Origin of the sequence: Bremerella sp. JC817, from assembly GCF_040718835.1 — a bacterium.
Lineage (GTDB): Bacteria > Planctomycetota > Planctomycetia > Pirellulales > Pirellulaceae > Bremerella.
Genome location: NZ_JBFEFG010000267.1, coordinates 301,965 through 327,126 on the forward strand (window position 1 = coordinate 301,965; position 25,162 = coordinate 327,126).

Genomic DNA, 25,162 nt, shown 5'->3' on the forward strand with positions numbered 1-25,162 from the left:
ATGGACGTTGTCGTCACCCTTGAACATCGATTCTTCCGCACGCCTGATGGTGCCACTTGGACCGAAACGCAGTTCCCGAATGCGTTCTGGCAGCGGTACCTGAATGTGTTTGATGGCGTGCGGATCGTGGCTCGCGCCCAGCCCGTCGCGGAAGCCCTTCCTCATTGGAATCGAGTCGACGGTCCGAAGGTTTCGTTTCACTCGCTTCCATATTACCAAGGCCCTTGGCAGTACCTGAAGAAAGCTAAGGCCGTTCGTCGAGCCGCTGCCGAAGCAGCCGGAACCGAACACGCAGTCATCCTGCGAGTCCACTCGCCGATCGCCGCTCTCGTAGAACGCCGTATGCGTCGCGAGAACAAGCCGTACGGGGTCGAGGTGGTCAGCGATCCCTGGGATGTGTTCGCACCGGGTGCGTTTCATCATCCACTGCGATGGTACTTCCGTCGCAGCCTTTCGGCAGAGACGAAGCGGCAGTGCCGTAATGCGGTCGCGGCATCGTATGTCACGCAGCATGCATTGCAGAGACGCTACCCAGCGACCAACGCAAGCTTTCAAACGCATTACTCCAGTGTCGAGTTGCCGCCAGAGTCGTTCGTCGAATCGCCTCGGGAATTCGATCAGCAACAAGGACCGTTGAAGCTGATCACCGTGGGTGCGTTGGCCCAGATGTACAAAGGGGTCGACACGCTGATCGATGCCGTGGCGATGGCTCGCCGGCAAGGTGCCGACGTTGCCCTGACCATCGTGGGCGATGGTAAGCATCGTGGTGAACTGGAAGAACAAGCCCGGCGATTGAACTGTGCCGACGTGATTCATTTCGCAGGTTCACTAACCAGCGGGCCGCCCGTTCGGGCCGAGTTGAACAAAGCAAATCTGTTCGTTTTGGCATCCCGCCAGGAAGGATTGCCTCGCGCGATGATCGAAGCGATGGCTCGAGCACTTCCTTGCGTCGGCACCACCGTGGGTGGCATTCCAGAACTGCTTGCCAAAGAGAACTTGTTTGCCCCCAACGATGCCGAGGCCCTCGCTCGTCGCATCTGCGAATTGGCCAGCGACCGTTCGCAGCTAAACGCGATGTCACAGCGAAATTTGTCGATGGCTCAACAATATGCCGATCACGTGCTGCGAGAGCGGCGCGATCAATACTACAACGCGGTTCGTCAGGCCACCCAACAATGGCTTGATGGATCGAGTGCGCGGAATCCTGTTACTGCAGCGGATGGACGACCGCCAACCAGTAGCAGGATGGTTACACATTCGCTTGCCACGAACGGAGTGTCGATGCCAGCGAATGACACAGTTTCTCCAGTTGCGGAAAGTGGACAATCCGCCGCAACTTCAACATGGCAAGGTGCTAAATCATGCACACCGTAATTATGGCAGGTGGTCGCGGCCGACGCCTGGCTCCTTACACGATTAACTTCCCTAAGCCGCTCGTCCCGGTCGGAGAGATGCCGATCCTCGAGATCGTGCTCCGGCAGCTCAAAATCGCTGGCTGCGAAACGGCAACCCTTGCCGTCGGTCACCTGGCGGAACTGATCATGGCCTACTTCGGCAAAGGCGAGCAGATTGGAGTCGACCTGAAGTACTCCGGCGAGAAAGAACCTCTTGGCACCGTCGGTCCATTGGCATTGATGGAAGACCTGCCGGAGAACTTCCTGGTGATGAATGGTGACGTGCTGACGACGCTCGATTATCGCGAGCTGTACGAGTACCACTTGCAGAACGAATGCGATCTGACGATTGCCTGCCATCGCTGCTCGACCAAGATCGATCTCGGGATCGTCGAGTTCGACGAACGTCTTGAAGTGACCGGCTATCGCGAAAAGCCACGTCTTCCTTACGACGTTTCGATGGGGGTTTACGCTTTCAATCGCAAGGCACTCGATATCGTGCCTGCCGGCGAATATTACGACCTGCCGACGCTGGTGCTGAAGTTCATCGAACTGGGCCGCAAGGTGAAGGTTTATATGTCGGATGCGATGTGGCTCGACATCGGTCGAGTCGAAGATTACGCCAGCGCGAGCGCCGTGTTCGAAGAACACCGCGACTTGTTCCTGCCAGAGCCCCAACTGGCCAACGGTACTCCGAAGAACTAACACCGACGCAACCTACACCTAGGAACCCTATCCATGAAAATCCTGGTCATTGGCGGTGCCGGCTATGTCGGCTCAGTCCTTACCACGCATCTTTACGAACAAGGCCACGAGCTGACCGTGCTCGATTCACTGATGTTCGGCTCGCAATCGCTCGAATCCTTGTTCGGCAAAGAACGCTTCACCCTGATTGAAGGCGATCTGCGCGATCAAGACTTGCTCGATAGCACGATCCCCGGCCATGACGCGGTTTGCCTTCTGGCAGCCATTGTCGGCGAACCGGCATGCAACCGCGACGAGAAGAACGCCGAAGACATCAACTATCACGGCGCGATGAAGGTGCTGGAGTCGGCCAAGAGGCATGGCGTGAAGAAATTTGTCTTCACCAGCACCTGTAGCAACTATGGCATCTCGGATCCGAATGCCCCTGCGACCGAAACCTCGCCGCTGAATCCGTTGTCGGTCTACAGTCGCTCGAAGGTCGAAGCGGAAAAGCAAATCCTCGCATCGGCCAGCGAGACCTTCCATCCGACCGTACTGCGTTTGAGCACTGCTTTTGGTATCTCGCCACGGATGCGTTTCGACCTATTGGTCAGCGACTTCACGCTGGCCGCGTATCGCGAGCAGAAAGTGGTGATCTACGGTGGCCAGTTCTGGCGTCCATTCGTGCACACGCAAGACATCGCCCGTGCGATTCAGATGGTGCTCGACAGCGAACCAGAAACGGTCTCAGGCGAAGTGTTCAACATCGGTGGCGACGAGAACAACGTCCAGAAGATGCAACTGGGCGAAATGGTTCAGCAGGAAGTGGATGGCACCGAGATCGAGACGATCCCAGCCGGTACCGATCCACGAAGCTACCGCGTTGACTTCACGAAAGCCAAGTCGCGTCTCGGCTTCGTCCCGCAGTGGTCGGTCCGCGATGGCGTGACCGAAGTGCATGCGTGCCTGCGAGAGAATCGCTGGTCCGATCCGAAGGACGCACGCCACTTCAACTAGTCGACAGATCCTTTTGAGATTTGCACCCTCCACCGATTTAGCATCATGACAACACCACAATTTCGCATCTCCGAGTTGGACTACGATCAGCAGGAACTGGACGCCGTCGTCGAGGTCATCAAGAGCCAATGGCTCTCGCAAGGACCGAAGATCGAACAGTTCGAGAACCGTTTCGCGGAGTTCGTAGGTTCGAAACGAGCTTTGGCCGTCTCGAATGGTACGGCGGCGCTGCACCTGGCACTACTTGCCAGTGGCATCGGTCCTGGCGATGAAGTTCTGGTTCCCAGCTTCACGTTCGTCGCCTCGGTGAATGCCGTGCTCTACGTCGGGGCGAAGCCAGTCTTCGTCGACATTGTGGGTCCGCACGACTTGAATATCGATCCGGTCGATATGGCCGCGAAGATTACGCCGCGTACCAAAGCCGCGGTGGTCGTGCACATGGCTGGATTCCCTGCCGATATGGACGCCATCTTGCAACTCGCCAGCGAGCACAACCTGGTGATTGTGGAAGATGCGTGTCACGCGGTGGGTGCTCGTTACAACGACAATCCTGCCAGCCCGCTATCGCAAAAGATGGCTGGCACGGCAGGAACCGTCGGTTGCTTTAGCTTCTTCGCCAACAAGAACCTGGTAACAGGCGAAGGCGGGATGGTAGTGACCGACGATCCTGAAATTGCGGAACGAGTTCGATTGGCTCGTTCGCATGGCATGACCAAAAGCAGTTGGGACAAGGCTGCCGGGCGTGCAACCGACTACGACTTGATCGATGTCGGCTTTAACTACCGGGCGACGGAATTAACCGCCGCGCTCGGGCTTATTCAACTCGAGAAGCTACCCGCAGGAAATCGACGACGACGCCAGTGCGTTGCCCGGTATCGCGAACGTTTGGCAGGGCTGCCAGGCATCACGATTCCTTTCGCCGATCGACTCGACGATAGCTCTCACCACGTTTTCCCGATTCTGCTCGAAGACTCCGAAATTCGAGCCGAGTTTCGCAGCCGCCTAGGCCAGCGCGGTGTGCAAACAACTTTCCACTATCCTCCAGTCCATTTGTTCACACATTATCAAAAGGCATGTCCTGAAACTCCTCCGCTTCCGCAAACATGCGATGCCGCCAACCGTGAAGTCACGTTGCCGCTGCATGCCCGGATGACGGTCGAGATGGTCGATGCCATTTGCGATGTCATTTGTGAAGAACTGGGGGCCTTAACACCTTCGCAGGTTAACCATTCATGAGCGTCGCGTTTCCCCCGACAAACTACAATGGACGTCAGATGGCAGCTCTGACCCGCGAGACGAACGACGCGGAAAACGTTCGTCCCCTGCGTATTCTTCACGTTGTTGGTGGTTCTGGCTTCGGCGGAGCCTCTATCTTCGTGTCGCGGCTGGCAGCATTCTGCCAGCGTCATGGCTACCATGTCGATGTCCTGACAACCGATCCGAAACTTCAAGCCACTTTAAAAGCCGCAGGCATCGGGGTCGTTGACCTGGATGTGATCTGGCGCGAGATCCGTCCTTTGAAGGATCTCAGTGGAGCTCGCAAGCTGGCGAGGTACTTGAAGACGGCCGGTTACGATATTGTTCATACGCATACGTCCAAGGGAGGTATCGTGGGTCGCTGGGCCGCCTGGAAAGCAGGCGTTCCTTTCGTGCTCCATACTGTCCATGGCTTTGCGTTTCACGAAGAGTCGAGTCCACCCAAGCTTTGGATTTATTCCAATGCGGAACGTATGGCGGCACGCTGGTGCCATCGTATCGTCACCGTTAGTGAATACCATCGCGATTGGGCTCGCGAGCTGAAAATCGGCCAGTCGCATCAGGTGGTCGCCATCCCGAATGGCGTTTCCACAAAGTGTGCCGAGGCCAAACGAACTCCGGAAGAAGTTCGTGAAGAACTGGGCGTTTGTCAGGATACGGTCCTGATGCTCGCTCCTGGTCGGCTGGCTCCGCAAAAAGGGCTGAAATATCTGGTCGAAGCCGCCCAGAAGCTGGAAGGGAGAGCCTCGCTGCCTTACCTGTTTCTGCTTGCTGGCGATGGCCCGCTGAAGGAAGAGCTTGAGCAGCAGGCCGAGTCGCTCGGTGTTGCTGACAAGTTCCGCTTCCTTGGATTCCGCGACGATGTCGGCGACCTGTTGGCCGCTTGCGATGTCGTGGTCCTTCCAAGTTTGTGGGAAGGACTCTCGCTTGCGTTGCTCGAAGCGATGATGGTTGGCAAGCCAGTCATCTCGACCGAGATCGGCAGCAACCGCGAGGTCTGTGCCAAGGGTGATGCCGTGCGATTGGTGCCACCCAAAGATTCGACTGCGCTGGCAGATGCCATTGCAGACCTGATCGACTCTCCAGAACAGCGTTTCGACCTGGCACAAACGGGCCAGCAGATCGCAATTGATCACTATGGCGAAGAACGGATGATGAACCAGTATCTGGAACTTTACGATGAACTTGGGCAAGGGAACGATTCCGCCAAGAAGACGAACGGCACGCCTTCGCCTGAGCCTGGTCGAGAGATCGACAAACGGGTGATTCGAATTGACTCGCCAGAAGTGAGTCCGGGCAAACCGATCGCTCCTCGTTATCTCTATTGGAAGGAACCACTGGAAAGGCTTGCCGCAGGCATTGCCCTGGTCTGCTGCCTTCCGCTGTTGGGTGCGTTGATCGCGATTGTGAAGCTCTCGTCGCCTGGTCCTGGTTTGTATAGCCAGAAGCGGGTTGGCAAGGGGGGAAGAATCTTCACCTTGTACAAACTCCGCAGCATGCGAAGCGATGCCGAAAGCAAGAGCGGTCCGGTATGGGCTCAGTCCGGTGACCCACGGGTCACACGATTAGGGAAGTTCCTGCGAGCATCGCATCTGGACGAACTGCCGCAGCTTTGGAATGTCGCCAATGGTGACATGTCGCTGATTGGTCCCCGGCCAGAGCGACCAGAGTTCGTGGCGATTCTCGAGAAGTCGATTCCGCACTATCTCGATCGCTTGGAAGTCTTGCCTGGGATTACGGGCCTGGCTCAGATCAACCTGCCGCCCGATTCCGATAACGAAAGCGTCTGGCGGAAGCTACTGCTCGATCGAGCCTACATCCAGCGAGCAAGTTTCTGGATGGACTTCGGCATTCTGGCTTTGACCGGATTGCGAGTCGTTGGCCTGCGAGGGCCGGGCGTTCGTGGAGCATTCAAGCTTTATATCGACGGTGATCTTTTGCCGCCGATGCCCATTGCGACCGTAGACCCTGCATTAACCGAAGCAGCGTTCGAATCCTCTCCGGTCGAAACGATTGCCGATTAGCAATTATTTTTTCGTGTGATCGATTCCGTCCGCTCGGGCGGAATCGGTTCGCGGAAGATTATCGAGCCAATCGAGCCATTCTTCTAAAACGGCCAGATCGATTCCTTCTGCCATCGCCGCGGCAATGACCGCCTCGCGTTCTTCAGGCGTGTCGACACGGGAGATCCGCTCGAAAAATACGCGTCGCGCTTCTTGGTGAGGAATAGCCATCATCGACTGATACTTCCTAATCCTTGCGGTGCCATGGGATGAGTGGGGTTGGCCCTGCGAAGATACTTAGCGACCCAAATCTATCACCCCTCTACCGTGGGAGCAACAAATCGTTCGGGGTTCTTCTAGGAAATCGTACGTCATCATCCGCACCAAGAGCAGAATTTGCGCTACCCGCGTGATCGGTCGCCGATTGCGACCTGGCATGGCGGGCAATGGGTGATCGGTTCGGCTTTCATCTCCTGTTTCGTTTTCATATCGCCAACTTCAGCGAAACATCTTGGGGGCGATTCTTGCCCACCGATTTTCCAACGTTCTGGGCGGGCGTCGCTCGAAAACCAACCATCGGTCTTCCTACGGTGGTGATGTCGATGCAGCCGTAGAACTGGCTGTGCTCAGATTTCTACAGATTGCACAAACCTCAAACGCATTGAGGCCAATTCGATCAGATATCGCGAAGCGATAATGACGCTTCGATTCACGTTCTGTTGCCTTCACTTGGATAGCATATGGTCGTAGCTCAATCGATATGACCTAGCCGAAGGGCACGATGGTGCAGCAGCACGATTGGCGAAGTTTAGGTGGCAGAAACAACACCATCGATTTTTGTATCACCGGAAAATAAATCCGCCTGATCAGCTAACGACCATCGTTACGCGCGACCGTTTCGGCAGCCGCGTCTTTTGCTGCGCAGAGACACAATTTGGGCCGAAGAGTGACTGAGACCTAAGGCACGCATTTTCCCCTAATCCCAACATCCACCCAGTTCATCGGGGATCATTACTCTTCACGTATCGCTCTGCTCCCTAGCGAGACGAGGTTTGATCACCACCCAATTCTCGGATCTTCGATCGGCGTACTCGACAATTGGTCGCTACGAGTGCGTTAACCAATGCAATCCCATTTATGCGTCTTGTGCATAGATAGGATAACGAAAATGCATTGGATGTATTGATCGCTATACCCCAAAATTAACTCGCAGCAACCAATGACCGGCCCCCCTTCGTCAGACCACCACCTCAATCATCGGAGACGATCATGACTCACACACTTCAATTTCCGCGAACGATCGCGAGCATGGCGGTGCTCTGCTTCGCGTCGTCGGTGTTTGCGCAGCATCCTGCGACACCATCCCAGGCCCCTGCCGGACATCCTCAACCAACCGGCGGCGTTAGCAAGTGCCCCATCACCGGAGCTCTGAACGCTTTCATGACGGCTGCCGATGCTGCCGCAGGGGAAGCAAGGAAGAGCCCTGAAGCGTACATGGATCAAGATCCAGAAAACAAAGTGCAAGATTGGTGGCCGAACAAGCTCGACCTGAGCATCCTTCGCCAGAACACCAACAAGAGCAATCCACTGGGGCCAGACTTCGACTACGCTGCCGAGTTCAACTCGCTCGATATCGACGAAGTGAAGAAGGACATCAAGCACTTGATGACCACGTCGCAAGACTGGTGGCCTGCCGACTACGGTCACTATGGCCCGCTCTTCATTCGTATGGCCTGGCATAGCGCTGGTACCTATCGCGTGACCGATGGTCGTGGTGGTGCCTCGGATGGTGCTCAGCGATTCGCTCCGCTCAACAGCTGGCCAGACAATGCCAACCTCGACAAGGCACGTCGCCTGCTGTGGCCGATCAAGCAGAAGTATGGCCAGAAGATCTCGTGGGCTGACCTGATGGTTTTGACCGGCAACTGTGCATTGGAATCGATGGGCTTCGAGACCTACGGTTTTGCTGGTGGTCGTGAAGATGTCTGGGAACCTCAAAACGATATCTACTGGGGTCCGGAAGGCGAATGGCTCGGCGGTCAACGTTATCACGGGCATGGCGACCTCGAAAATCCTTTGGCAGCCACTCAAATGGGTTTGATCTACGTCAATCCTGAAGGCCCCAAGGGCAAGCCAGATCCACTGGCCGCCGCCCAGGCCATCCGCACGACGTTCGGTCGCATGGCCATGAACGATGAAGAAACCGTCGCTTTGATCGCTGGTGGTCACACCTTCGGCAAGGCTCACGGTGCCGCACCACCCAGTGAATATGTCGGTCCCGAACCAGAAGGCGCGAGCATCGAAGAGCAGGGCCTTGGCTGGAAGAACAAGTTGGGCAAAGGCAATGCCGACAGCACGATCACCAGTGGTTTGGAAGGTGCTTGGACGTCAACGCCAGCCCAGTGGTCGCACAGCTATTTTGAAAACCTGTATGGCTACGAATGGGAACTGACCAAGAGCCCAGCCGGTGCCCATCAGTGGAAGCCCAAAGACGGAGCAGGGGAGGGGACCGTTCCCGATGCCCACGATCCGAACAAATCGCACGCTCCGATGATGTTCACAACCGACCTCGCTTTGAAGATGGATCCGGCATACGGTAAGATCTCGAAGCGTTTCCATGAGCATCCAGAAGAATTCGAGAAAGCCTTCGCCAAGGCCTGGTACAAGTTGACCCACCGCGACATGGGACCTCATTCGCGATTGCTGGGCTCGCATGTGCCGGAAGCTTTGATCTGGCAAGATCCTATCCCAGCGGTGGAACACGATTTGGTTACGGCCGAAGAAATCGCAACACTGAAGCAAGAGATCCTGGCGTCCGATTTGACCACCGCTGAATTGGTTTCGACTGCCTGGGCTTCAGCCAGCACGTTCCGTGGTTCTGACAACCGCGGCGGTGCCAACGGTGCTCGCATTCGCTTGGCTCCGATGAAAGACTGGGAAGTCAACCAGCCACAGCAGTTGGCCAAAGTGTTGTCGACCCTGGAAAAGATCCAGCAAGACTTCAACAAGGCGCAGACTGGTAGCAAGCAGATTTCGATGGCCGACATGATCGTCCTGGGTGGCTGTGCCGCGGTGGAAGATGCCGCGAAGAAAGCGGGGCACGATATCGAAGTTCCGTTCACTCCAGGTCGAACCGATGCGACGCAGGAAATGACCGACGTCGAAAACATTGAAACGCTGGAACCAACGGCCGATGGTTTCCGCAACTACTTGGGCGAAGGCAACTATCGTCCGGCCGAGAAGATGTTGGTTGACCGCGCAAACCTGCTCACGCTGACCGCACCGGAAATGACCGCCTTGGTGGGTGGCATGCGAGCCTTGAATGCCAACGTCGACGAGTCGAACCATGGCGTCTTCACCGATCGTCCTGGCACGCTGACCAACGACTACTTCGTGAACCTGCTCGACATGGGCACGACCTGGAAGGCGAGCGAGGATAATCCTCAGATCTTCGAAGGAACCGATCGTGAGACCGGAGCCGTGAAGTGGACCGGTACCCGCGTCGATTTGATCTTCGGATCGAACTCGGAACTGCGAGCCGTCGCGGAAGTCTACGCCAGCGAAGATGGCAAAACCAAGTTCGTTAACGACTTCGTTGCCGCTTGGGACAAGGTGATGAACCTCGATCGATTTGAGCTGTAGTCAACCGATCAACAACGACTGCGCAAGCAGTGCGGAGTCTGTCCTTCCTCAGGGCAGGCTCCGTTTTTTGTTTCGAATCGAACCTTTGCTATCAAAAATGGCACCATGTTCTGACAGCAATCATGTTTCATGAAAATCGCCGAATTTTCACTCGAATACAACTCGTAATCTTATCGCTATATATTTCCCAGGAAATGGAAGCGAAGTGTACATCGGTCTGCTATGTTGAATCTCTCGCAAGACCAAGAAGCGCGTGCCGCTTCCCAGGCATGCCCAGCATGAAGGAACGTCTTATGTCGCAAAGCAAGTCGGAAAAGATGCCGCTCTATCGTCATGGCGACGTCCTGGTACGCCGTGTGGCTGCCATCCCGGAAGATGCCAAGAAGCGACTTCATCTCACCTTGGCCGAAGGCGAAATCACGGGGCACTCGCACCGAATTGCCGAGCCAAAAGCTGCCAAGCTATACGAACTTCGCGGACAACGCTTCCTGGAAGTTACCGAAGACCAGGCCACGCTGGTCCACGAAGAGCATGGCCCGATCACCCTTTCGCGCGGTTGCTATCTCGTCTGGCAACAACGCGAATACTCACCGCAAGAGATCCGTATCGTACGCGACTAAGGTTTCCCAGGAACGGATTCGATGAACCAGTCTACGACGCCCCCGTCTTCCACCAATCTATTTCGTCCCAACGCCGATGGCATCGTGCAGCTTGAAGGCCGTCAGTGGGAACAGATCCCGCCTGGCTTTCAGTGCGAGGTTCTCGACCTGACCAGGTGCGAAGGGACGATCCAGCTTCCAGCAGGCCTGAAACTTTACGAACTGCTGCTGGAAGGGACCGCCATCGAATCGCTGCCGGACGATATCCAGGTCGAAATGGCGATCCGCCTTTCCAACTGCCGCGAACTCCATTCGCTGCCCGCAGGACTTTCGACCGGATCGCTATTTCTGCAGGGTTGCAATTCATTGACTCGATTGCCAGAGGACCTCGATGTCTGGTTCCTCGACATGTCGGGATGTTGGGCCTTCCAAGGCTGGCCGAAGCATGCCAACATCTGGGCAGGCAACTTGAACATTCGCGGCTGCACCGCCTTGCAAACCTTGCCTGCGTATCTTGGTCCTTTGGCTTCACTGAATGTTCGTGATTGCTCGAACCTCGAATCGCTTCCGGACAATCTAAAAATCACCGGCTGGATCGACATCGCTCAAAGCGGCCTGGCGAATGTAAAGTCGATTCCCGAGTCGCTCAAGAACGTCGAGATTCGCTGGCAAGGTGTGCGAATCAGTCACGAGTTGTGGCTTGACCCTGGGTCGATTCAGATTCAGGACATCTTGAAAGAAGACAACGCGGAACGTCGCCGAGTGCTGATCGATCGTTACGGCCAGTCCCGGTTCATGTCCGAGGCGAACGCCGAAGTCCTCGACGAAGATCAAGACGCCGGTGGCGATCGCAAGCTACTGCGAGTTCCGCTTCAGGAAGACGAGCCGCTAGTGACACTTTCGTGCCGTTGCCCATCGACCGGCCGCGACTACTTTCTGCGGGTGCCACCCAACATGCAATCGTGCCGCCAGGCCGCCGCGTGGATGGCTGGCTACGACAATCCCGACGACTACAATCCCGAAATCGAGACGTAGTCGCGATTCGATTTCTCTTGCGATATATTGCTGACCTGCTCGCCCCTTTTCATGTGAAACCAGGAATCACTCCATGACAATTGACCAGAATTACGTCGAGTTCTTTGGCCTGCCGGTCGTCGATTTCGAGAAACAAGATGACTGGAAAGGTCCGAGCAAAGCGTATCGCGTCAGTGTCGACTACGACACCGCGACCGACGAGATGGGCAAACGCTATGAACTGCTGAGCAGTCAGGCTGACTCCGACAAGCTGACGGCCATAATCGTCGGTGCCTGGATGGGAGACGACAGCAGCAACGACAGTTCGACCGTGATTCAGCATCTGGTCGCGCTCGCTCCGAAACTTCCGGCACTCAAGGCGATCTTTGTTGGGGACATCACGTACGAAGAAAACGAAATGTCGTGGATCGAGCAAAGTGATCTCGCGCCACTTCTGGCCGCCTACCCAGGCCTGGAACTGCTTCAGGCCCGAGGCGGCAACAGTCTTTCGATTTCGCAGACCACGCACGAGAACCTGAAATCGCTGATCATCGAAACGGGCGGCATGCCCCGCTCGGTGCTGCGAGATATTTCACGCTGCAGCTTTCCTAATCTCGAACACCTGGAGCTTTGGCTCGGAACCGGTGAATATGGATGGGATGGTGGTGTCGAAGATTTGCAGCCAATCCTCACCGGCAAACTCTTTCCGAAGCTAAGCTACCTTGGGCTTCGCAATTCGGACGCGATCGACGAAATTGCACCGGTTCTTCCCAATGCACCTTTGATCAGCCAACTGCGAGTTCTCGATCTATCGCTCGGATCGCTCTCGGACGTGGGTGCCCGACCGCTGCTGGCGTTGGCTTCGGCAGGCAACCTGAAGAAGCTCGATCTTTCGCATCACTACATCGCGCCGGAAGTTCTCGAGGAACTGAAAGCGGCATTGCCATTCGAGGTCGTTGCCAACGATCCCCAGGAAGCCGATGACGAATGGCGGAACATTTATGTCTCGGAATGAGCCGCGTCCTTGGCACATTTTGGGCAACCCCGACTGTCGCCGGGTTGCCCGATTCCAGGCGGCCCTCAACCAGCAAGACCAGCCTACGGCTCATTTGATCGACTATGCGTCGATCCTCGGCGGGAGCTCCAGCCTGGCCGAAAGTCTTGCCTCGGGAACGCTGCTGCGGATTGAGTCCGCCGCCGAAAGCTATTCTACGCGGCGAATGCTGCTGGCCTATGGTTACGATCGAGCCATGGCCGAAGGCTATCAGGCGGCGAGCCCGCAGCAAATCGAGCGGCACACTTCCGCAGCCTCGATTGAGTTCAAACCGCGGCAACTTTACCTCGGCTTTCAGCGATTGCTGCTGGAACTCGATCAGGCCTGCGCTGCTTCTGACTGTCTGCCAGTCCAAGTGCCCAGCGATATTGCCTGCATGTACGACAAGTGGCGTTGCCAGAAGCTGATGGCAGAGGCAGGCATCGCCGTACCAAAGCTGTTGGGTCGTATCACGTCATGGGACCACCTGCGAGATCTTACTGGTAGCGATGGCCGCTATATGGTGAAGATGGCACACGGTTCTGGTGGCGTTGGATGCATCGCGCTGCATTGGTCACGCGGGCGTGTCCGAGCCTTCATATCGTCGCAAACTCTGGCGATGGCAGCGCCGGAGCTTGCCGACTTGAGCGTTCCGATTCAGGTCCTTCGGGACGAACGATCCCTGGCCTATGTCATCGAACAACTTGCCCCGGAGCAGATCCATCTCGAACATTGGCTTGCGAAAGCAAAGCACCAGGGCAAGCCGTTCGATCTGCGGGTCGTCGTTATCGCAGGACGCCCACGCCACGCGATTGCCCGCGTCGGGCGGAGTCCGTTCACGAACTTGAATCTCGGTGGCCAACGTTTCAGCCTCGATCAACTGGACGTACCGGATCGCATGAACCTTTGGTCGCAAGTCGAATCGATCTCAACCAAGGTCGCCAACTGTTTCCCACAGACGCTTTCGTTCGGGCTCGATTTGCTGATAACGCCGAGCGGCCAGTTAAGCGTTCTAGAGGTCAATGCGTTTGGCGACTTGCTGTTGAATGTCCTTTCGGAAGGACAGGATCCTTACGCCGCGGAGATCGCGGCTACCGAAGCGTGGATTCAATCGCGATATCGTGACCACTCGGAAACGGGAGTCGCCGTCGCATGAACATGAACCAGATCGTCGGGCAAGCGGACCTGATGCTCATCACCTTGGATACATTGCGTTACGATGTCGCCCAGGCCGCCTGGCAAGATGGCCTCCTGCCGAATCTTTCTCGCCTGCTGCCCAGTACCGGCTGGCAGTTGCGACATACGCCTGGCAACTTCACATTCGCCGCCCACAGCGCCTTCTTCACTGGCTTTTTCCCCACGCCAGCCATGCCCGGCAAACACTTCCGCCCCTTCGCACTTCGCTTCGCAGGCAGTGAAACGACCGGTCCCGACACCTGCGTACTCGAAGGAGAGAACCTCATTTCAGGTTTGGCCAATCGAGGCTATCACACGATCTGCATCGGTGGTGTGGGCTTCTTCAACAAGCAAACGCCGCTTGGCTGTGTTCTGCCAGGCATGTTTCACGAAAGCCACTGGTCGGTGGAGCTAGGCGTGACCGATCGCGACTCCACACGAAACCAGGTCCGCGTGGCCTGCGATGCTCTGGCCCGATTACCGCATGAACAACGAGCATTTTTGTTCATCAACATATCGGCACTTCACCAGCCTAACTGTCATTACCTGCCTGGGCACTACGAAGACAACTGCGCCACGCAAATGGCTGCCCTGCAGTATGTCGACAGCCAACTGCCGCCTCTCCTGGATACCTTACGAGCACGAGGCAATGGTTGGGGAATCGTTTGTTCCGATCACGGTACCGCGTACGGCGAAGAAGGTTACTGGGGGCATCGAATTTCACATCCGGTCGTGTGGAATGTCCCGTATGCCGAAGTGACCTGGGAGCACCAATCATGAACCAATTACCGATCCTCGGATCCGACCCGCTGGCCGCTCCCTATGTCGCCTACTCGTACTCGTACCCGCACAAGTCGGCGTATGGCCCGCTCGATCCACCGGTGTCGCTCGACGAGGTCTGGCAACGCGAGAATCGCCAGAGCTTGTTTCTCTACACGCACTTGCCGTTTTGTGAAATGCGTTGTGGATTCTGCAATCTGTTCGCAAAGGCTGGCAGCGACTCCGCGGCGATCGACACCTACCTCGACAGCATCGAACGTCAGACGCGTCGTCTCAGTGAAGCCACCTCGGGAAAGCGAACCGTCACGCGATTCGCCTTAGGGGGTGGAACGCCCACGGTGCTGAGCGTTGCCCAACTCGAGCGACTGTTTGATCTTGTTTCGCAGTCCTTCGATTTCGATCCGGCGAACGTTCCGACGTCGATCGAAACGTCTCCCAAGACAGCCACCCAAGAGCACCTCAAGCTGCTGCATGAACGGGGCATTCAGCGGGTGAGCATCGGCGTGCAATCGTTCCTGGAAGAAGAAGCCCACGGGATTGGTCGCCCGCAGAAAGCGACCGAAGTCCGCGAGGCACTGGCCAGGATCAAAGCGTTTGGTTTTCCGATCCTGAACATTGACTTGATTTATGGGCAGCCCAATCAAACGCTGGAAACTTGGAATCATTCGCTGGAAGCGGCCCTGCAGTACGAACCGGAAGAGATCTTTCTTTACCCGTTGTATGTGCGGCCACAAACGGGCCTCGGCAGACGTGCCCGCACTTTGGAGTCTTCGGTTCTACAGCCCATCGATCTCTATCGAGCAGGCCGCGATAAGCTGAAAGCGGCCGGATATCGACAGCTTTCGATGCGGTGCTTCACGCGTGATCTTTCCCAGGTCGATACCGGCCCCGCGTATTGCTGCCAGAGCGACGGTATGCTGGGCCTGGGGGCTGGGGCTCGTTCCTACACATCGCGGTTGCATTACTCGAGCCGCTTCGCGGTGAACTCCTCAGGCGTGCAGTCGATTCTGGAAGAATGGACCCAGCGCAGCGAAGAGACCTTTGGTTATGCCGACTGGGGAATCGTGCTGAACGACGAAGAACGACGTCGACGGTTCATCATCCAGTCGCTGCTTCACTACACCGGCCTGTCGCGTTCCAGCTTCGCACGAACTTTCCATTCGCAACCAGAAGATACCATTCCGGAACTTGCCGGAATGACCGAGACAGGCCTGATCGAAGAAGCGGATGGTACTCTGCGTTTGACCGAAAAAGGGGTGAGCCTTTCCGATGCGATCGGACCAGCACTCTACTCCGAGACCAGCCGGGCTCGCCTGCGGGAGTTCTCTGCCCGATGATGCCCGACTACCACATCTTGTATCGTGGTCCGCTCAGCAGTTGCAACTACGGCTGCACCTACTGCCCATTCGCCAAGCGAGACGAAACCTATGCCCAGCTAGAAGGCGACCGCCAGTCATTGGAACGGTTTGTTAGTTGGATCGAACTGCAAGATCGTTCCCTCAGCATCTTGTTCACCCCATGGGGTGAAGCACTCGTGCGAACCTGGTACCAGCAGGCAATCACGCGTCTAAGCTGGATGCCTCACGTGCGACGCGTTGCGATTCAAACGAATCTTGCCTCACGGCTTGCCTGGCTCGAGGATTGCCAGCCCGAGCGGATTGGCTTGTGGTCCACCTTCCATCCAACGGAAACTTCGATCGAACGGTTTGGCAATCAGGTCTTGAAAGTGCTGCAAAGCGGCACGCGAATTAGTGTTGGCTGCGTTGGCCTGAAAGAGCACTTCGATTTGATCGAGCAACTTCGGGAGGCGATCCCACGGGAAGTTTACGTCTGGATCAATGCGTACAAACGCGAGGCCAACTACTATAGCCCGGCCGATGTCGAGCGTCTTATCGCCGTCGATCCTCACTTCGTGACGAACAACACGCGGCACGAAAGCTTCGGTGAGGCCTGTTTCGCAGGCGAAACTAGTTTCACGGTGGATGGCGAGGGAGATATTCGCCGCTGTCACTTTGTCGGCGACGTCATCGGCTCGATCGAGGATGCCGACTGGGAGAATTGCCTGCATGCGAGACGCTGCCCGAACACGAACTGCGGTTGCCATATCGGTTACGTGCACCTGAAGCGGCTACAGCTTTATCCGCTGTACCAAGAGGGACTCGCGGAACGCATCCCTGCCGATTGGTCTCCTTCGCGAAAGGCACGTTCAACTTAGTGCCGCGTCATGATCTCGCGATACGCCATCTGATCATCATACAGCTTGCGGAAGACCTGATACTTGGCCTGATGATAAACAGCCGTCGGACCAGTCGTCGGTTCCAAGATGCGGTCGGCCCCGCTCATCGTCGACATGGCTTCCATCAAGTCGGCCTTCTCGCCCGAAGCCAACGCCCCCAGCATCGCACTTCCCAGCAAGACTGATTCTGGCTCGGCGGGAAGCACGACGCGGCAACCAGTAATATCAGCATGCTCACGCAGGAAGACGGGGTTCTTCGTTCCACCACCGCAGGCTAGGATCGTATCGATCTGGTAGCCCTTCTCGTTCATCACTTCAATGATGTGGCGGGTACCGTAAGCGATTGCTTGGATCGTAGCCAGATAAAGCCGAGCTAAATCATCGAGCGTTGCCGAAAGGGTCAATCCGCTGACCATGCCATGCAGCGTCGGATCGGCCAACGGCGAACGGTTGCCATGAAAATAGGGACAGACATGAAGGTCTTTCGTCAGCGAAGCCGGAACGCGGCGGTCCGACGCCAGCGAATCGAGACGATCGTTGAGCACTTCGTAAACGCTTTTGCCACTCGCCTTGGCTGCCTCTTTCAGTTGCAGACTAGCACCATGGTTCTCGATGATGAAGTCGATCAGCACGCCCGTCGCCGATTGACCACCTTCCGTGAGCCACATCCCAGGGATCATGGCCGAATAATACGGCCCCCAAATCCCGCCGATGAAACGAGCCTCGGATGAGGTCGCCATGTGGCAGCTCGACGTCCCACCAATCAGCGCGAGGCGACGATTTAGTTCGTTGGCATCCAAGGCCCGGCCTTCGAGGTTGGCTCCGATCATCCCGATACCACCAGCATGAGCGTCGATGATCGACACACCGACGGCAGTGCCTTCCGGCAGTCGCAGATCGGTCGCCGCTTGTGGCGAGATTCCTTGACCGATCGCCTCGCCCATGGGACGCACACGCTGGCCGATGCGGCGAAACTCTTCCTTGGCCAGATCGTCTAGACCGACAGCATCGAAGAACGAACGATCCCAGCGGCCGATTTCGTCACCGCTCCCTTCGTGCCCGAGGTAGGTCCATTTGCAAACGGTCGAGCACAACGAACGCGTCTCATCACCGGTCGCGCGGTAGGTCAGGTAATCGGGCAGATCGAAGAACTTGCCGGCCTTCGACCAGGTCTCCGGCATGTTCTCTTTCAACCACAACAGCTTGGGAACCTGCATCTCTGGCGAGATCGCGTCGCCGACGTACTTCAAGACTTCGTACTGTCCGCCATTGATTCGGTGAGCTTGCTCGGCAGCACGGTGATCCATCCAGACGATGACGTTTTGTTCTTCTTCGCCATTGGGACTGACTGAGACCGGATGCCCCTCGTCGTCGGTGACGACCAACGAGCAGGTCGCATCGAAACCGATGCCGCGAACTTGCTTGGCATCGATACCAGATTCCGAAACCGCCTGGCGAACCGCGAGACAAACTGCTTGCCAGATATCGTGCGCCGAGTGCTGCACGAAGTTCGGCTTCGGGCGAAAGAGCTTGATAGGATGGACCGCGGAGCCAAGCCGTTTGCCGTTGCCATCAAACACGCCTGCTCGGGCACTTCCGGTTCCGACATCAACGCCAATGAAATAACTGTCGCTCATCCTAGTTGCCTTCCCAGCTCGATCCATCCTTCTTGGTGCCGCACAAATTCACCTTCAGCCCCAAGGCATTCGCCATCGACGCCCGTGTCCAAAGTGCCTCGTCGGCCGCTGCGGCGTTTTCAGCATACACGACCTGAACATGGTTTGCCTGATGCTTAGCCATCATTTGATCGCGTGTCACCCCGTACGTAACACCATGCATGATCGGCCAAACCGGTGTTGTGCTGTCCAGCCGACGCTGCGTTTCGGCCTCCGGAAGTTCGATCGCTTTGCCACGTCCAAGGTCGATATGCAGGGCGTTGTCGGCCACGTAAATTCGCGACCAAACGATTTCGCCTGGCTTGGAAACCCCAGCCAACGTCGAACCACCCTTGGGGAAGTACATCGGTGGCTGACGATAACCATGGCATGCGTTCCAACCGCCAAGATGCTCGGCCGGAGCAGAGCCTGAGATCTCGAACACCCAGACGTATTCGACCGTGGTGCCGGACTGATCGAAGCAGCCCCAACGCAAGTCGTGCAGAGTTGTCTCGACAGGCTGATTCAAGGCCCGGTGAATCCGCTGAATCAAAATCGCATCGAGCCCAGCACACTCGTCCACTTCGTTGAAGTGAGGAACGCTTCGCCCAGGAAAGAGTTCGCGTGCTCCACTGCGATCCCTCACCGGTGGGCGGCTCGTACTGTTAAGCGTTCCTTCCACCAGGTCGCTGGCCGGAGTCATTTCTTTGAGCCCCTGCTGATACTGAATACCGATCGTCTCGCAGCCGAAATGGTCGGCCAGTCGCACGGCGGCGATATACATTCGGCACTGATCCAGAATCTGGGCCTCGGTCAGCTCGGTCGCTTCGTCGGTCCCCAAATGGAACTGCATGCCCTGCTGCTGATACCAGGCCAGAACCGCGGCGGCTTCGGCATCGGTGACGGTTCGCATTTCTGCAACGAGAGCCGACTGACTGAGGCGTTCTTTAAACACGCCCAGCGGATGCAGCAGATGATCTGGAATGATCGCGTTGAACATTCCCATGCAGCCTTCATCGAAGACTCCCATGATGGCTTTCTGCTGAAGTAGTTCGTCGGCCAGCCGCTGCCCAAGGTTTGCGGCCGAGGCAGGAATGCTCTTAGCATTCAGTGGGGTGACATGGTCCGCCGCATGCTCGCAGATGCCGCTTTCGAGCCAGGTTTTCAGCTTGTCGAGGAAGTAGTCGTCGGTGAAGTCTTCGCTCCACAGCGTGCTGTAAGGCTTGCCTGCTTTGGTGAGCGAACCATTTAGATTCAACATTCCCACCAGGCCTGGCCATTGCCCCGACCAGTTCGCCACGGTAAGGATTGGCCCTTGATGGCTCAACAGTCCGGCGAGCACGTGATGCGAATATTGCCAGACCGCTTCCGCCACGATCAGTGGCGCATCCTTCGGGATCGAACGAAAGATTTCGATGCCACGTTTCTGGCTGTCGATAAAGCCGTGGCCTTCGTCGGTTACTTCGTGGGCACGATGAATCGTATAGCTGAGCTTTTCGACGGCAGCCGTTAACGCGGATTCCAGGGCAGCCTGAGCAGGCCAACACATTTGGTTCGCCGACAAGCGAGAGTCGCCACTAGCGACCAGTTGCACAGGGGAGTGTTCGCGGGGCATCAAATTTCAACTTTGCGAAACGGGGACATCGAGTTGGTTGAGAATCTCGGCGACCTGACGTCGCTGTGGGGCAAGGAAATTATGAAACGGATCGGCCATGAAGTCATCGCAAATTCCCATCAAGGACAAACAACACTTGGTTGCCTTGATGTACTTCGACGCATACTTGCCCACTTCATAGACCTGCTGGAACTGGACGATGCGTTGATGCAGCTCTTGCATCTTGACCTGATCGCCCGATCGCAAGGCTTCATAGCAATCGACAAACAATCGCGGCAACGCATTGGCCCCGCCGGCCACCGCCCCGTCGCCACCGAGTTCGACAGCACGTGGCAACTGGGCTTCGGGGCCAATCATCACCGACCAATCAGGCCGCAGCGATTTCAGGCCAACCGCTTGCTCGAAGTAGGCGAGGTCGCCACTGCTATCTTTCAGGCCAACGATCCCTTCCATGTCGGCCAATTTCTGCAGCGTTTCGATCTCGAACCACACCTTGGTGAGCTGAGGCATGTTGTACAACATCAGCGGCAACGGAAGTTCCGGCACAATATTGCGAACGTAGCTTGTCAGTTCAGTTTGCCCCGCCGGGAAGTAGTAAGGCGTGGTCAGCACGGCAGCGGTCGCCCCCGCATCAGCTGCATGCTTGGCGAGGTTCACCGACTCGACGAATGCGGTGTCAGTGATCCCGACGAGAACCGGCACTCGGTCAGAGACCAATCGGCACACTTGATCGATCAGCTCGCGTCGCAGGCGGTAGCTGAGACTGGGTGCTTCGCCGGTGCTTCCCAGAATAAAAATACCATGAACACCACCCTCGATCACATGCTCGACCAGGCGTTCCAGTCCAGCTTGATCCAACTGATCACGACCAGTTAGTGGTGTCACCAGAGGTGGAATAATGCCGTGAAATGATTCCGAATTCGTACTCACCGTATTACCTCAAAAAGGTTTTATTCGCCGCTGGGCGATTGTTGTTCATTGGTTTTGATTCGATCGCTCGGACCGATCTGCGCGAGCAGCCAGCCTGCCAGAAGAATGGTGAGCGTCCCGAAGACCGTCACCAGGTTGTTGTTGAATGGACTGGCAAACATGCTCCATGCTTCTGGCCAGAAATCCATCTGCGTCAGCGTCATCCACAAGATCATCAGTACGCCCAGGACCACACCAATGACCGCTGCGATATTGCCTGCTCTCCGCGACAACATGCCCAGCAGGAAGAGCCCCAGCATGCCACCGCTGAAAATGCTAGCCATCTTCCACCAGACATCGAGAATGCTTTTAACCTCGATCATCGCAATCGCGACGCGGGTACCAATCAGGCCCCAGATCATCGTGCTGACATAGAGGACGATCATCGATTCACGCGACGACGCTTTCGGCCGAATGAATCGTTGATAGAAGTCGGTCAGGGTCAAGGTTGCGGCCCCGTTCAAGCTGGTCGAAAGGGTGCTCATCGCAGCGGCAAAGATCGCGGCCACCAACAGCCCTGAAATCCCGGTCGGCAATCCATCGATGATGAAGAACGGAAATACGTCGTCCCCCTTGCCTTCCGCGACAACGCTGCCGCCTGGTTCTGGATTGCGAAGCGTTTCAGGAAGCAGTTCTGGCTGAACCGAGTAATACGCGAACAGCGCCGTTCCGATCCACAGGAAGACAATCGTGATCGGCACATAGATCAGCGCACCAAACCAAACCGACTTGCGGGCTTCGCTGTCGGACTTGGCAGCGATGTAACGTTGGACGTAGCTTTGATCGATCCCGAAGTTCTGCAGGTTAATGAACAACCCGTAAATCAGGATCACCCAAAAGGTCGGCTGGACGAGGCTGGGCCCAAACGAGCCAAGACTGAATTTTTTGTTTGCCATCGCGATGTCGATCATCTGCTGCGGTCCGTCAGGCATGCTCAGCGGTAGAAGGATCGCACACGCAATGGCCCCAATCGCCAGAACCACACTTTGCAAGGCATCGGTCCAGATCACCCCTTCAATACCACCAACCAACGTGTAAAGCGTCGTCAGACCGCCCGTCACCATGATCAGCATCGGAATGTCCCAGCCCAACAACTGATGCAGCGGCAATGCCAACAAGTACATGACCGATCCCATCCGGACGGCCTGGGTTAGTAGATAACAGATCGCCGCGTAGCTCCGAGCCCAGACACCGAAACGATTTTCTAGGTGTTGATAGGCCGAGATCGCGTCGCCTTGCCGGTAGTAAGGAACGAACCACCGTGTCGCGACCCACGCCGCCAGCGGTAGCGAAAGACTGAACGCCAGTGCATTCCAATTCGACGAAAACGCTTTGCCTGGCAGGGCGAGAAAGCTGATACTACTGACGTAGGTTCCGAAGATCGAAAGCCCCACGACCCAGCCCGACATCGATCGGCTGGCCGCCATGTAACCTTCGGGACTGCGGCTCTTGCGATAAAACCACATGCCCAGGCCAACCACACCAATCAAGTAAATGATAAGCACGGTGATATCGGCGGTCGCGAATTGATGCACGAGGCAAGTCTCCTGGGGGCGGGAGAATCGGCATGACCAGGTGAGAAGGGGCACCTGGAATACCACTGGTATCCCAGCAGTATGGCTGGCCACCAAACGACTTGCAAGTCCTTCCCTCCTTTCTTCTTCAAACTGGGCCCGTCTATAACGGCCGTTCCATAAGAGAACTCAGACTACGGCAGCTACCGTTTCGTCTAGCAACGACCGGAAATCGGATCGCCCCATGAAGGCTGCTGAAAACGTCCTGCCCTGGAAGAAACCAGGGGAATGGAGTAGGGTTCAATCTGCAAGTTCCTGCATCCCAGCCACGTACCGGCCCATCAAGCGCGCTTCCAAACTGGAATTCCATGGAAAAGATTCCGCGGCGACAGCAAGCCTATAACTACATCCAGGAACGGATCCTCTCCGGCGATCTTCCCGGCGGTTCGCAAATCTCGGAATTGGCGATGGCCAAAGAGATTGGCATGAGCCGGATGCCGATTCGAGAAGCTATTCGCCAGTTGGAAGTGGAAGGGCTCGTGCGGCAGGTTCCCCGGTTCGGGACGATCGTTCATTCGCTCGACCGCTCCGAGATGGCCGAGCTGTACGAAGTTCGCGAAGCACTAGAAAGCCACGCAGCCGAGTCGGTCGCCGAGTATCTTTCCAACGAAGACAAGCAGATCTTGCTGCTGCTCTGTCAGAAGCTGATGGAGATCGCTCGCGAATTGAAAGCGAGTGGCGAGAAGACCTTTTCGCCCAAGCAGCTTCAAAGCTTCCTGGCTGCGGACATGGGCTTTCACATGATCATTCTGCGGGCGAGTGGCAATCGTCGCATGATCAAGATCGTGTCTGACCTTCGCGTCCTGTCGCGAATCTTCACCGCCAAACGTGAGCCCCATAACCTGAAGATTGTCGCCAGCGTCTATCGCTTTCATCGCCGAATCTTACGAGCACTTCAGAAGGCCGATGGCGAAGCGGCGCGACACTGGATGAAAGAGCACATTCGCGAGAGCCGACGTCTGGCACTCGAGTCGTTCGATCGTCGCCAGGCGATGGGAGAAGCACGCAACGCTATTCCGCTCGCGCTTCCACAAGACTTGCTGGAAGAGATCAACCGCATCGAAGCGAACGAACTTTAACGAGGCGTCGCCATCCGGGCATGCTGCTTCTGAAGCATCTCCTTCAGTCGCGCTTCAAACGTCGCCGTTTTCTCTGGCTGATCGTGACTCAGGTCATGCTGTTCGCCGAGATCTGTCTGCAGGTCATACAGCTCGCAGCGGTCGTCTTCCGCAAACCATAACAGCTTGTAACGGCCACTTCGCAGGGCCGACTGAGGCCGCGCCTGACTGACCTCGAAGTCTCCAACACCGATGGACGGCAGAGCATTCGCGTAGCCTGCTTCCGGGTGATAATAGGGGAAATGCCATAGTAAATCCCGGTCAGCGGACGATTCACTTTCGAGCGAGTCCCAGGCGATAGCTGCTCCATCGGTCGCTATGTTCGTGTTGCCTGCGACCGAAAGAAATCCTGACAGTAGGTCATATCCAACCACCGGCTGGCGACTGGTAATCCCTGGTGTAATCTTGCCTGGCCAGCGAGCTAACATCGGGATGCGGATGCCGCCTTCATAGAGATTCCATTTCGATCCTCGGAGGGGAGCATTCGTTGTGTACTCGGGATGGCCGCCATTGTCGGAAAAGAACACGACGAGCGTGTTGTCGGCCTGATCGCTTTCATCAACCGCCTTCATGATTTGCCCGACGTGATGGTCCAACGTTTCCAGGAATGCAGCGTACTCAATTCGCTTGGCGCGGTTCGCTTCGCCCGTCGGGATGGTCGCGTCGTAGTAATCAAGTAACCATGCCGTTTGATTCCAAACTGGCGTATGGACATAGAACGACGACGCCATGACAAAGAACGGGCGATCATGATCACGGCGAATGTATTTACAGACGCGATCGACCATCGAGTCGTCAGGGAACTCCCCTTCCTGATCGATGCTGGGTGGCGGCGTCTTTTTCCAAACGTACGGATGCGCCCCGAAGTCTTCCTCGGCGACCTGGAAACCTTGCTGCTGCGGACCATGCGTTGGACTCCAGCCGAGGTAGCGCCGATAGTGTTGATTCAAATGCCACTTGCCAAAGAAGGCTGTTTCGTAACCTTCTGTCGAGAGCAGCTCGGCGATGGTCTCTTCTTCCAGCGGAAGGTTCATCGTGTAAGGCGGAGGTTTCAGCAGCGTCGGCCCATCGATCTTTTGATAGCCAGGCGTGTTCTTCGTCACGAACTCGAAACCAAGCCGCGCGGTCGTCTTGCCGGTCAGAATACTGGCCCTGGACGCGGAACAGATCGGGGCCGAAGCGTAGGCGTCGGTGAACCGGACTCCCTGCTTCGCGATATGATCGATGTTTGGGGTCCGATGCCATGGATGACCGTAGCACGCCAGATCGGACCACCCCAGGTCGTCGACCAGGATGAACACAATATTCGGGGACTCGGCCAGGGCAGTGCCTGCCATCAGACACCAGACGATCCAGGCTGTGACTTGCTTCATGATGTTTGCTCCCAACGATTTCG

General features: G+C 56.6%; 20 protein-coding genes. 14 read left to right on the forward strand and 6 right to left on the reverse strand.

The annotated features are described in order from the left end of the window. From AB1L30_RS09905 to AB1L30_RS09925, 5 genes are read left to right on the forward strand one after another with little or no spacing between them, the layout of a single operon-like run. Positions 1-1,374, forward strand: coding sequence for a glycosyltransferase family 4 protein (locus tag AB1L30_RS09905; RefSeq protein WP_367013255.1), 1,374 nt, complete (start codon positions 1-3; stop codon positions 1,372-1,374). Further along, positions 1,362-2,099, forward strand: coding sequence for a sugar phosphate nucleotidyltransferase (locus tag AB1L30_RS09910; RefSeq protein ID WP_367013256.1), 738 nt, complete (start codon positions 1,362-1,364; stop codon positions 2,097-2,099). The genes AB1L30_RS09905 and AB1L30_RS09910 overlap by 13 nt, the downstream gene beginning before the upstream one ends. A 33-nt stretch (positions 2,100-2,132) precedes the next feature. Next, positions 2,133-3,095, forward strand: coding sequence for an NAD(P)-dependent oxidoreductase (locus AB1L30_RS09915; protein ID WP_367013257.1), 963 nt, complete (start codon positions 2,133-2,135; stop codon positions 3,093-3,095). Between the two features lie 45 nt (positions 3,096-3,140). Beyond that, entirely contained in the window at positions 3,141-4,331 is a 1,191-nt protein-coding gene (locus tag AB1L30_RS09920; protein WP_367013258.1) for a DegT/DnrJ/EryC1/StrS family aminotransferase, read from the forward strand. Positions 4,332-4,369: 38 nt separating this feature from the next. Further along, positions 4,370-6,376 carry a sugar transferase gene (locus AB1L30_RS09925; RefSeq protein WP_367013259.1) on the forward strand — a complete coding sequence of 669 codons (2,007 nt, stop codon included), beginning with the start codon at positions 4,370-4,372 and terminating at the stop codon, positions 6,374-6,376. A 3-nt stretch (positions 6,377-6,379) separates the two neighbouring features. Here the strand turns inward: AB1L30_RS09925 and AB1L30_RS09930 are convergent, their stop codons facing one another. Then, complete coding sequence (locus AB1L30_RS09930; RefSeq protein ID WP_367013260.1) at positions 6,380-6,589, reverse strand: hypothetical protein; 210 nt, start codon at positions 6,587-6,589, stop codon at positions 6,380-6,382. A gap of 1,035 nt (positions 6,590-7,624) precedes the next feature. Here AB1L30_RS09930 and katG point away from each other — a divergent pair. The 8 genes from katG to AB1L30_RS09970 all read left to right on the forward strand — a co-directional run bounded on the left by katG (position 7,625) and on the right by AB1L30_RS09970 (position 16,814). Beyond that, positions 7,625-9,997: a catalase/peroxidase HPI gene (gene katG / locus AB1L30_RS09935; protein WP_367013261.1), complete on the forward strand. Its 2,373-nt coding sequence runs from the start codon at positions 7,625-7,627 to the stop codon at positions 9,995-9,997. A gap of 278 nt (positions 9,998-10,275) precedes the next feature. Then, entirely contained in the window at positions 10,276-10,617 is a 342-nt protein-coding gene (locus AB1L30_RS09940; RefSeq protein ID WP_367013262.1) for a hypothetical protein, read from the forward strand. Between the two features lie 21 nt (positions 10,618-10,638). Beyond that, positions 10,639-11,631: a DUF6745 domain-containing protein gene (locus AB1L30_RS09945; protein ID WP_367013263.1), complete on the forward strand. Its 993-nt coding sequence runs from the start codon at positions 10,639-10,641 to the stop codon at positions 11,629-11,631. A 73-nt stretch (positions 11,632-11,704) separates the two neighbouring features. Beyond that, entirely contained in the window at positions 11,705-12,625 is a 921-nt protein-coding gene (locus tag AB1L30_RS09950; RefSeq protein WP_367013264.1) for an STM4015 family protein, read from the forward strand. Next, positions 12,612-13,799, forward strand: a complete 1,188-nt coding sequence (locus AB1L30_RS09955) for an STM4014 family protein (RefSeq protein WP_367013265.1) — start codon at positions 12,612-12,614, stop codon at positions 13,797-13,799. Before AB1L30_RS09950 ends, AB1L30_RS09955 begins: the two co-directional genes overlap by 14 nt. Then, positions 13,796-14,599 carry an STM4013/SEN3800 family hydrolase gene (locus AB1L30_RS09960; protein WP_367013266.1) on the forward strand — a complete coding sequence of 268 codons (804 nt, stop codon included), beginning with the start codon at positions 13,796-13,798 and terminating at the stop codon, positions 14,597-14,599. The genes AB1L30_RS09955 and AB1L30_RS09960 overlap by 4 nt, the downstream gene beginning before the upstream one ends. Then, a complete protein-coding gene (locus tag AB1L30_RS09965; RefSeq protein WP_367013267.1) occupies positions 14,596-15,936 on the forward strand; it encodes an STM4012 family radical SAM protein in 1,341 nt (446 codons plus the stop codon). The genes AB1L30_RS09960 and AB1L30_RS09965 overlap by 4 nt, the downstream gene beginning before the upstream one ends. Beyond that, positions 15,933-16,814, forward strand: a complete 882-nt coding sequence (locus AB1L30_RS09970; RefSeq protein ID WP_367013268.1) for an STM4011 family radical SAM protein — start codon at positions 15,933-15,935, stop codon at positions 16,812-16,814. The genes AB1L30_RS09965 and AB1L30_RS09970 overlap by 4 nt, the downstream gene beginning before the upstream one ends. On the opposite strand, the gene AB1L30_RS09975 is transcribed toward AB1L30_RS09970, so the two are convergent. From AB1L30_RS09975 to AB1L30_RS09990, 4 genes are read right to left on the reverse strand one after another with little or no spacing between them, the layout of a single operon-like run. Then, complete coding sequence (locus AB1L30_RS09975; protein WP_367013269.1) at positions 16,811-18,472, reverse strand: FGGY-family carbohydrate kinase; 1,662 nt, start codon at positions 18,470-18,472, stop codon at positions 16,811-16,813. The genes AB1L30_RS09970 and AB1L30_RS09975 overlap by 4 nt on opposite strands. A gap of 1 nt (position 18,473) precedes the next feature. Next, positions 18,474-20,105 (reverse strand): L-fucose/L-arabinose isomerase family protein, encoded by a 1,632-nt coding sequence (locus AB1L30_RS09980; RefSeq protein WP_367013271.1) that lies wholly within the window; start codon positions 20,103-20,105, stop codon positions 18,474-18,476. A 6-nt stretch (positions 20,106-20,111) separates the two neighbouring features. Continuing rightward, positions 20,112-21,035, reverse strand: a complete 924-nt coding sequence (locus tag AB1L30_RS09985) for a dihydrodipicolinate synthase family protein (protein ID WP_367013272.1) — start codon at positions 21,033-21,035, stop codon at positions 20,112-20,114. A gap of 20 nt (positions 21,036-21,055) precedes the next feature. Next, the gene (locus AB1L30_RS09990; protein ID WP_367013273.1) at positions 21,056-22,609 is read right to left on the reverse strand and encodes a sodium:solute symporter; all 1,554 of its coding nucleotides are present in this window, start codon (positions 22,607-22,609) and stop codon (positions 21,056-21,058) included. Between the two features lie 347 nt (positions 22,610-22,956). Here AB1L30_RS09990 and AB1L30_RS09995 point away from each other — a divergent pair, with 347 nt between their 5' ends. Further along, positions 22,957-23,727 carry a GntR family transcriptional regulator gene (locus AB1L30_RS09995; protein WP_367013274.1) on the forward strand — a complete coding sequence of 257 codons (771 nt, stop codon included), beginning with the start codon at positions 22,957-22,959 and terminating at the stop codon, positions 23,725-23,727. Here the strand turns inward: AB1L30_RS09995 and AB1L30_RS10000 are convergent. Continuing rightward, on the reverse strand, positions 23,724-25,139 hold the full coding sequence (locus AB1L30_RS10000) for a sulfatase (protein ID WP_367013275.1): 1,416 nt from the start codon (positions 25,137-25,139) through the stop codon (positions 23,724-23,726). The genes AB1L30_RS09995 and AB1L30_RS10000 overlap by 4 nt on opposite strands. Positions 25,140-25,162: the final 23 nt, after the last annotated feature.

Bases quoted from the DNA above. Each gene is read 5' to 3' on its own strand.
- AB1L30_RS09905 (WP_367013255.1), top strand. From the start codon at position 1: ATGGACGTTGTCGTCACCCTTGAACATCGATTCTTCCGCACGCCTGAT.
- AB1L30_RS09910 (WP_367013256.1), top strand. From the start codon at position 1,362: ATGCACACCGTAATTATGGCAGGTGGTCGCGGCCGACGCCTGGCTCCT.
- AB1L30_RS09915 (WP_367013257.1), top strand. From the start codon at position 2,133: ATGAAAATCCTGGTCATTGGCGGTGCCGGCTATGTCGGCTCAGTCCTT.
- AB1L30_RS09920 (WP_367013258.1), top strand. From the start codon at position 3,141: ATGACAACACCACAATTTCGCATCTCCGAGTTGGACTACGATCAGCAG.
- AB1L30_RS09925 (WP_367013259.1), top strand. From the start codon at position 4,370: ATGGCAGCTCTGACCCGCGAGACGAACGACGCGGAAAACGTTCGTCCC.
- AB1L30_RS09930 (WP_367013260.1), bottom strand. From the start codon at position 6,589: ATGATGGCTATTCCTCACCAAGAAGCGCGACGCGTATTTTTCGAGCGG.
- katG (WP_367013261.1), top strand. From the start codon at position 7,625: ATGACTCACACACTTCAATTTCCGCGAACGATCGCGAGCATGGCGGTG.
- AB1L30_RS09940 (WP_367013262.1), top strand. From the start codon at position 10,276: ATGAAGGAACGTCTTATGTCGCAAAGCAAGTCGGAAAAGATGCCGCTC.
- AB1L30_RS09945 (WP_367013263.1), top strand. From the start codon at position 10,639: ATGAACCAGTCTACGACGCCCCCGTCTTCCACCAATCTATTTCGTCCC.
- AB1L30_RS09950 (WP_367013264.1), top strand. From the start codon at position 11,705: ATGACAATTGACCAGAATTACGTCGAGTTCTTTGGCCTGCCGGTCGTC.
- AB1L30_RS09955 (WP_367013265.1), top strand. From the start codon at position 12,612: ATGTCTCGGAATGAGCCGCGTCCTTGGCACATTTTGGGCAACCCCGAC.
- AB1L30_RS09960 (WP_367013266.1), top strand. From the start codon at position 13,796: ATGAACATGAACCAGATCGTCGGGCAAGCGGACCTGATGCTCATCACC.
- AB1L30_RS09965 (WP_367013267.1), top strand. From the start codon at position 14,596: ATGAACCAATTACCGATCCTCGGATCCGACCCGCTGGCCGCTCCCTAT.
- AB1L30_RS09970 (WP_367013268.1), top strand. From the start codon at position 15,933: ATGATGCCCGACTACCACATCTTGTATCGTGGTCCGCTCAGCAGTTGC.
- AB1L30_RS09975 (WP_367013269.1), bottom strand. From the start codon at position 18,472: ATGAGCGACAGTTATTTCATTGGCGTTGATGTCGGAACCGGAAGTGCC.
- AB1L30_RS09980 (WP_367013271.1), bottom strand. From the start codon at position 20,105: ATGCCCCGCGAACACTCCCCTGTGCAACTGGTCGCTAGTGGCGACTCT.
- AB1L30_RS09995 (WP_367013274.1), top strand. From the start codon at position 22,957: ATGGAAAAGATTCCGCGGCGACAGCAAGCCTATAACTACATCCAGGAA.
- AB1L30_RS10000 (WP_367013275.1), bottom strand. From the start codon at position 25,139: ATGAAGCAAGTCACAGCCTGGATCGTCTGGTGTCTGATGGCAGGCACT.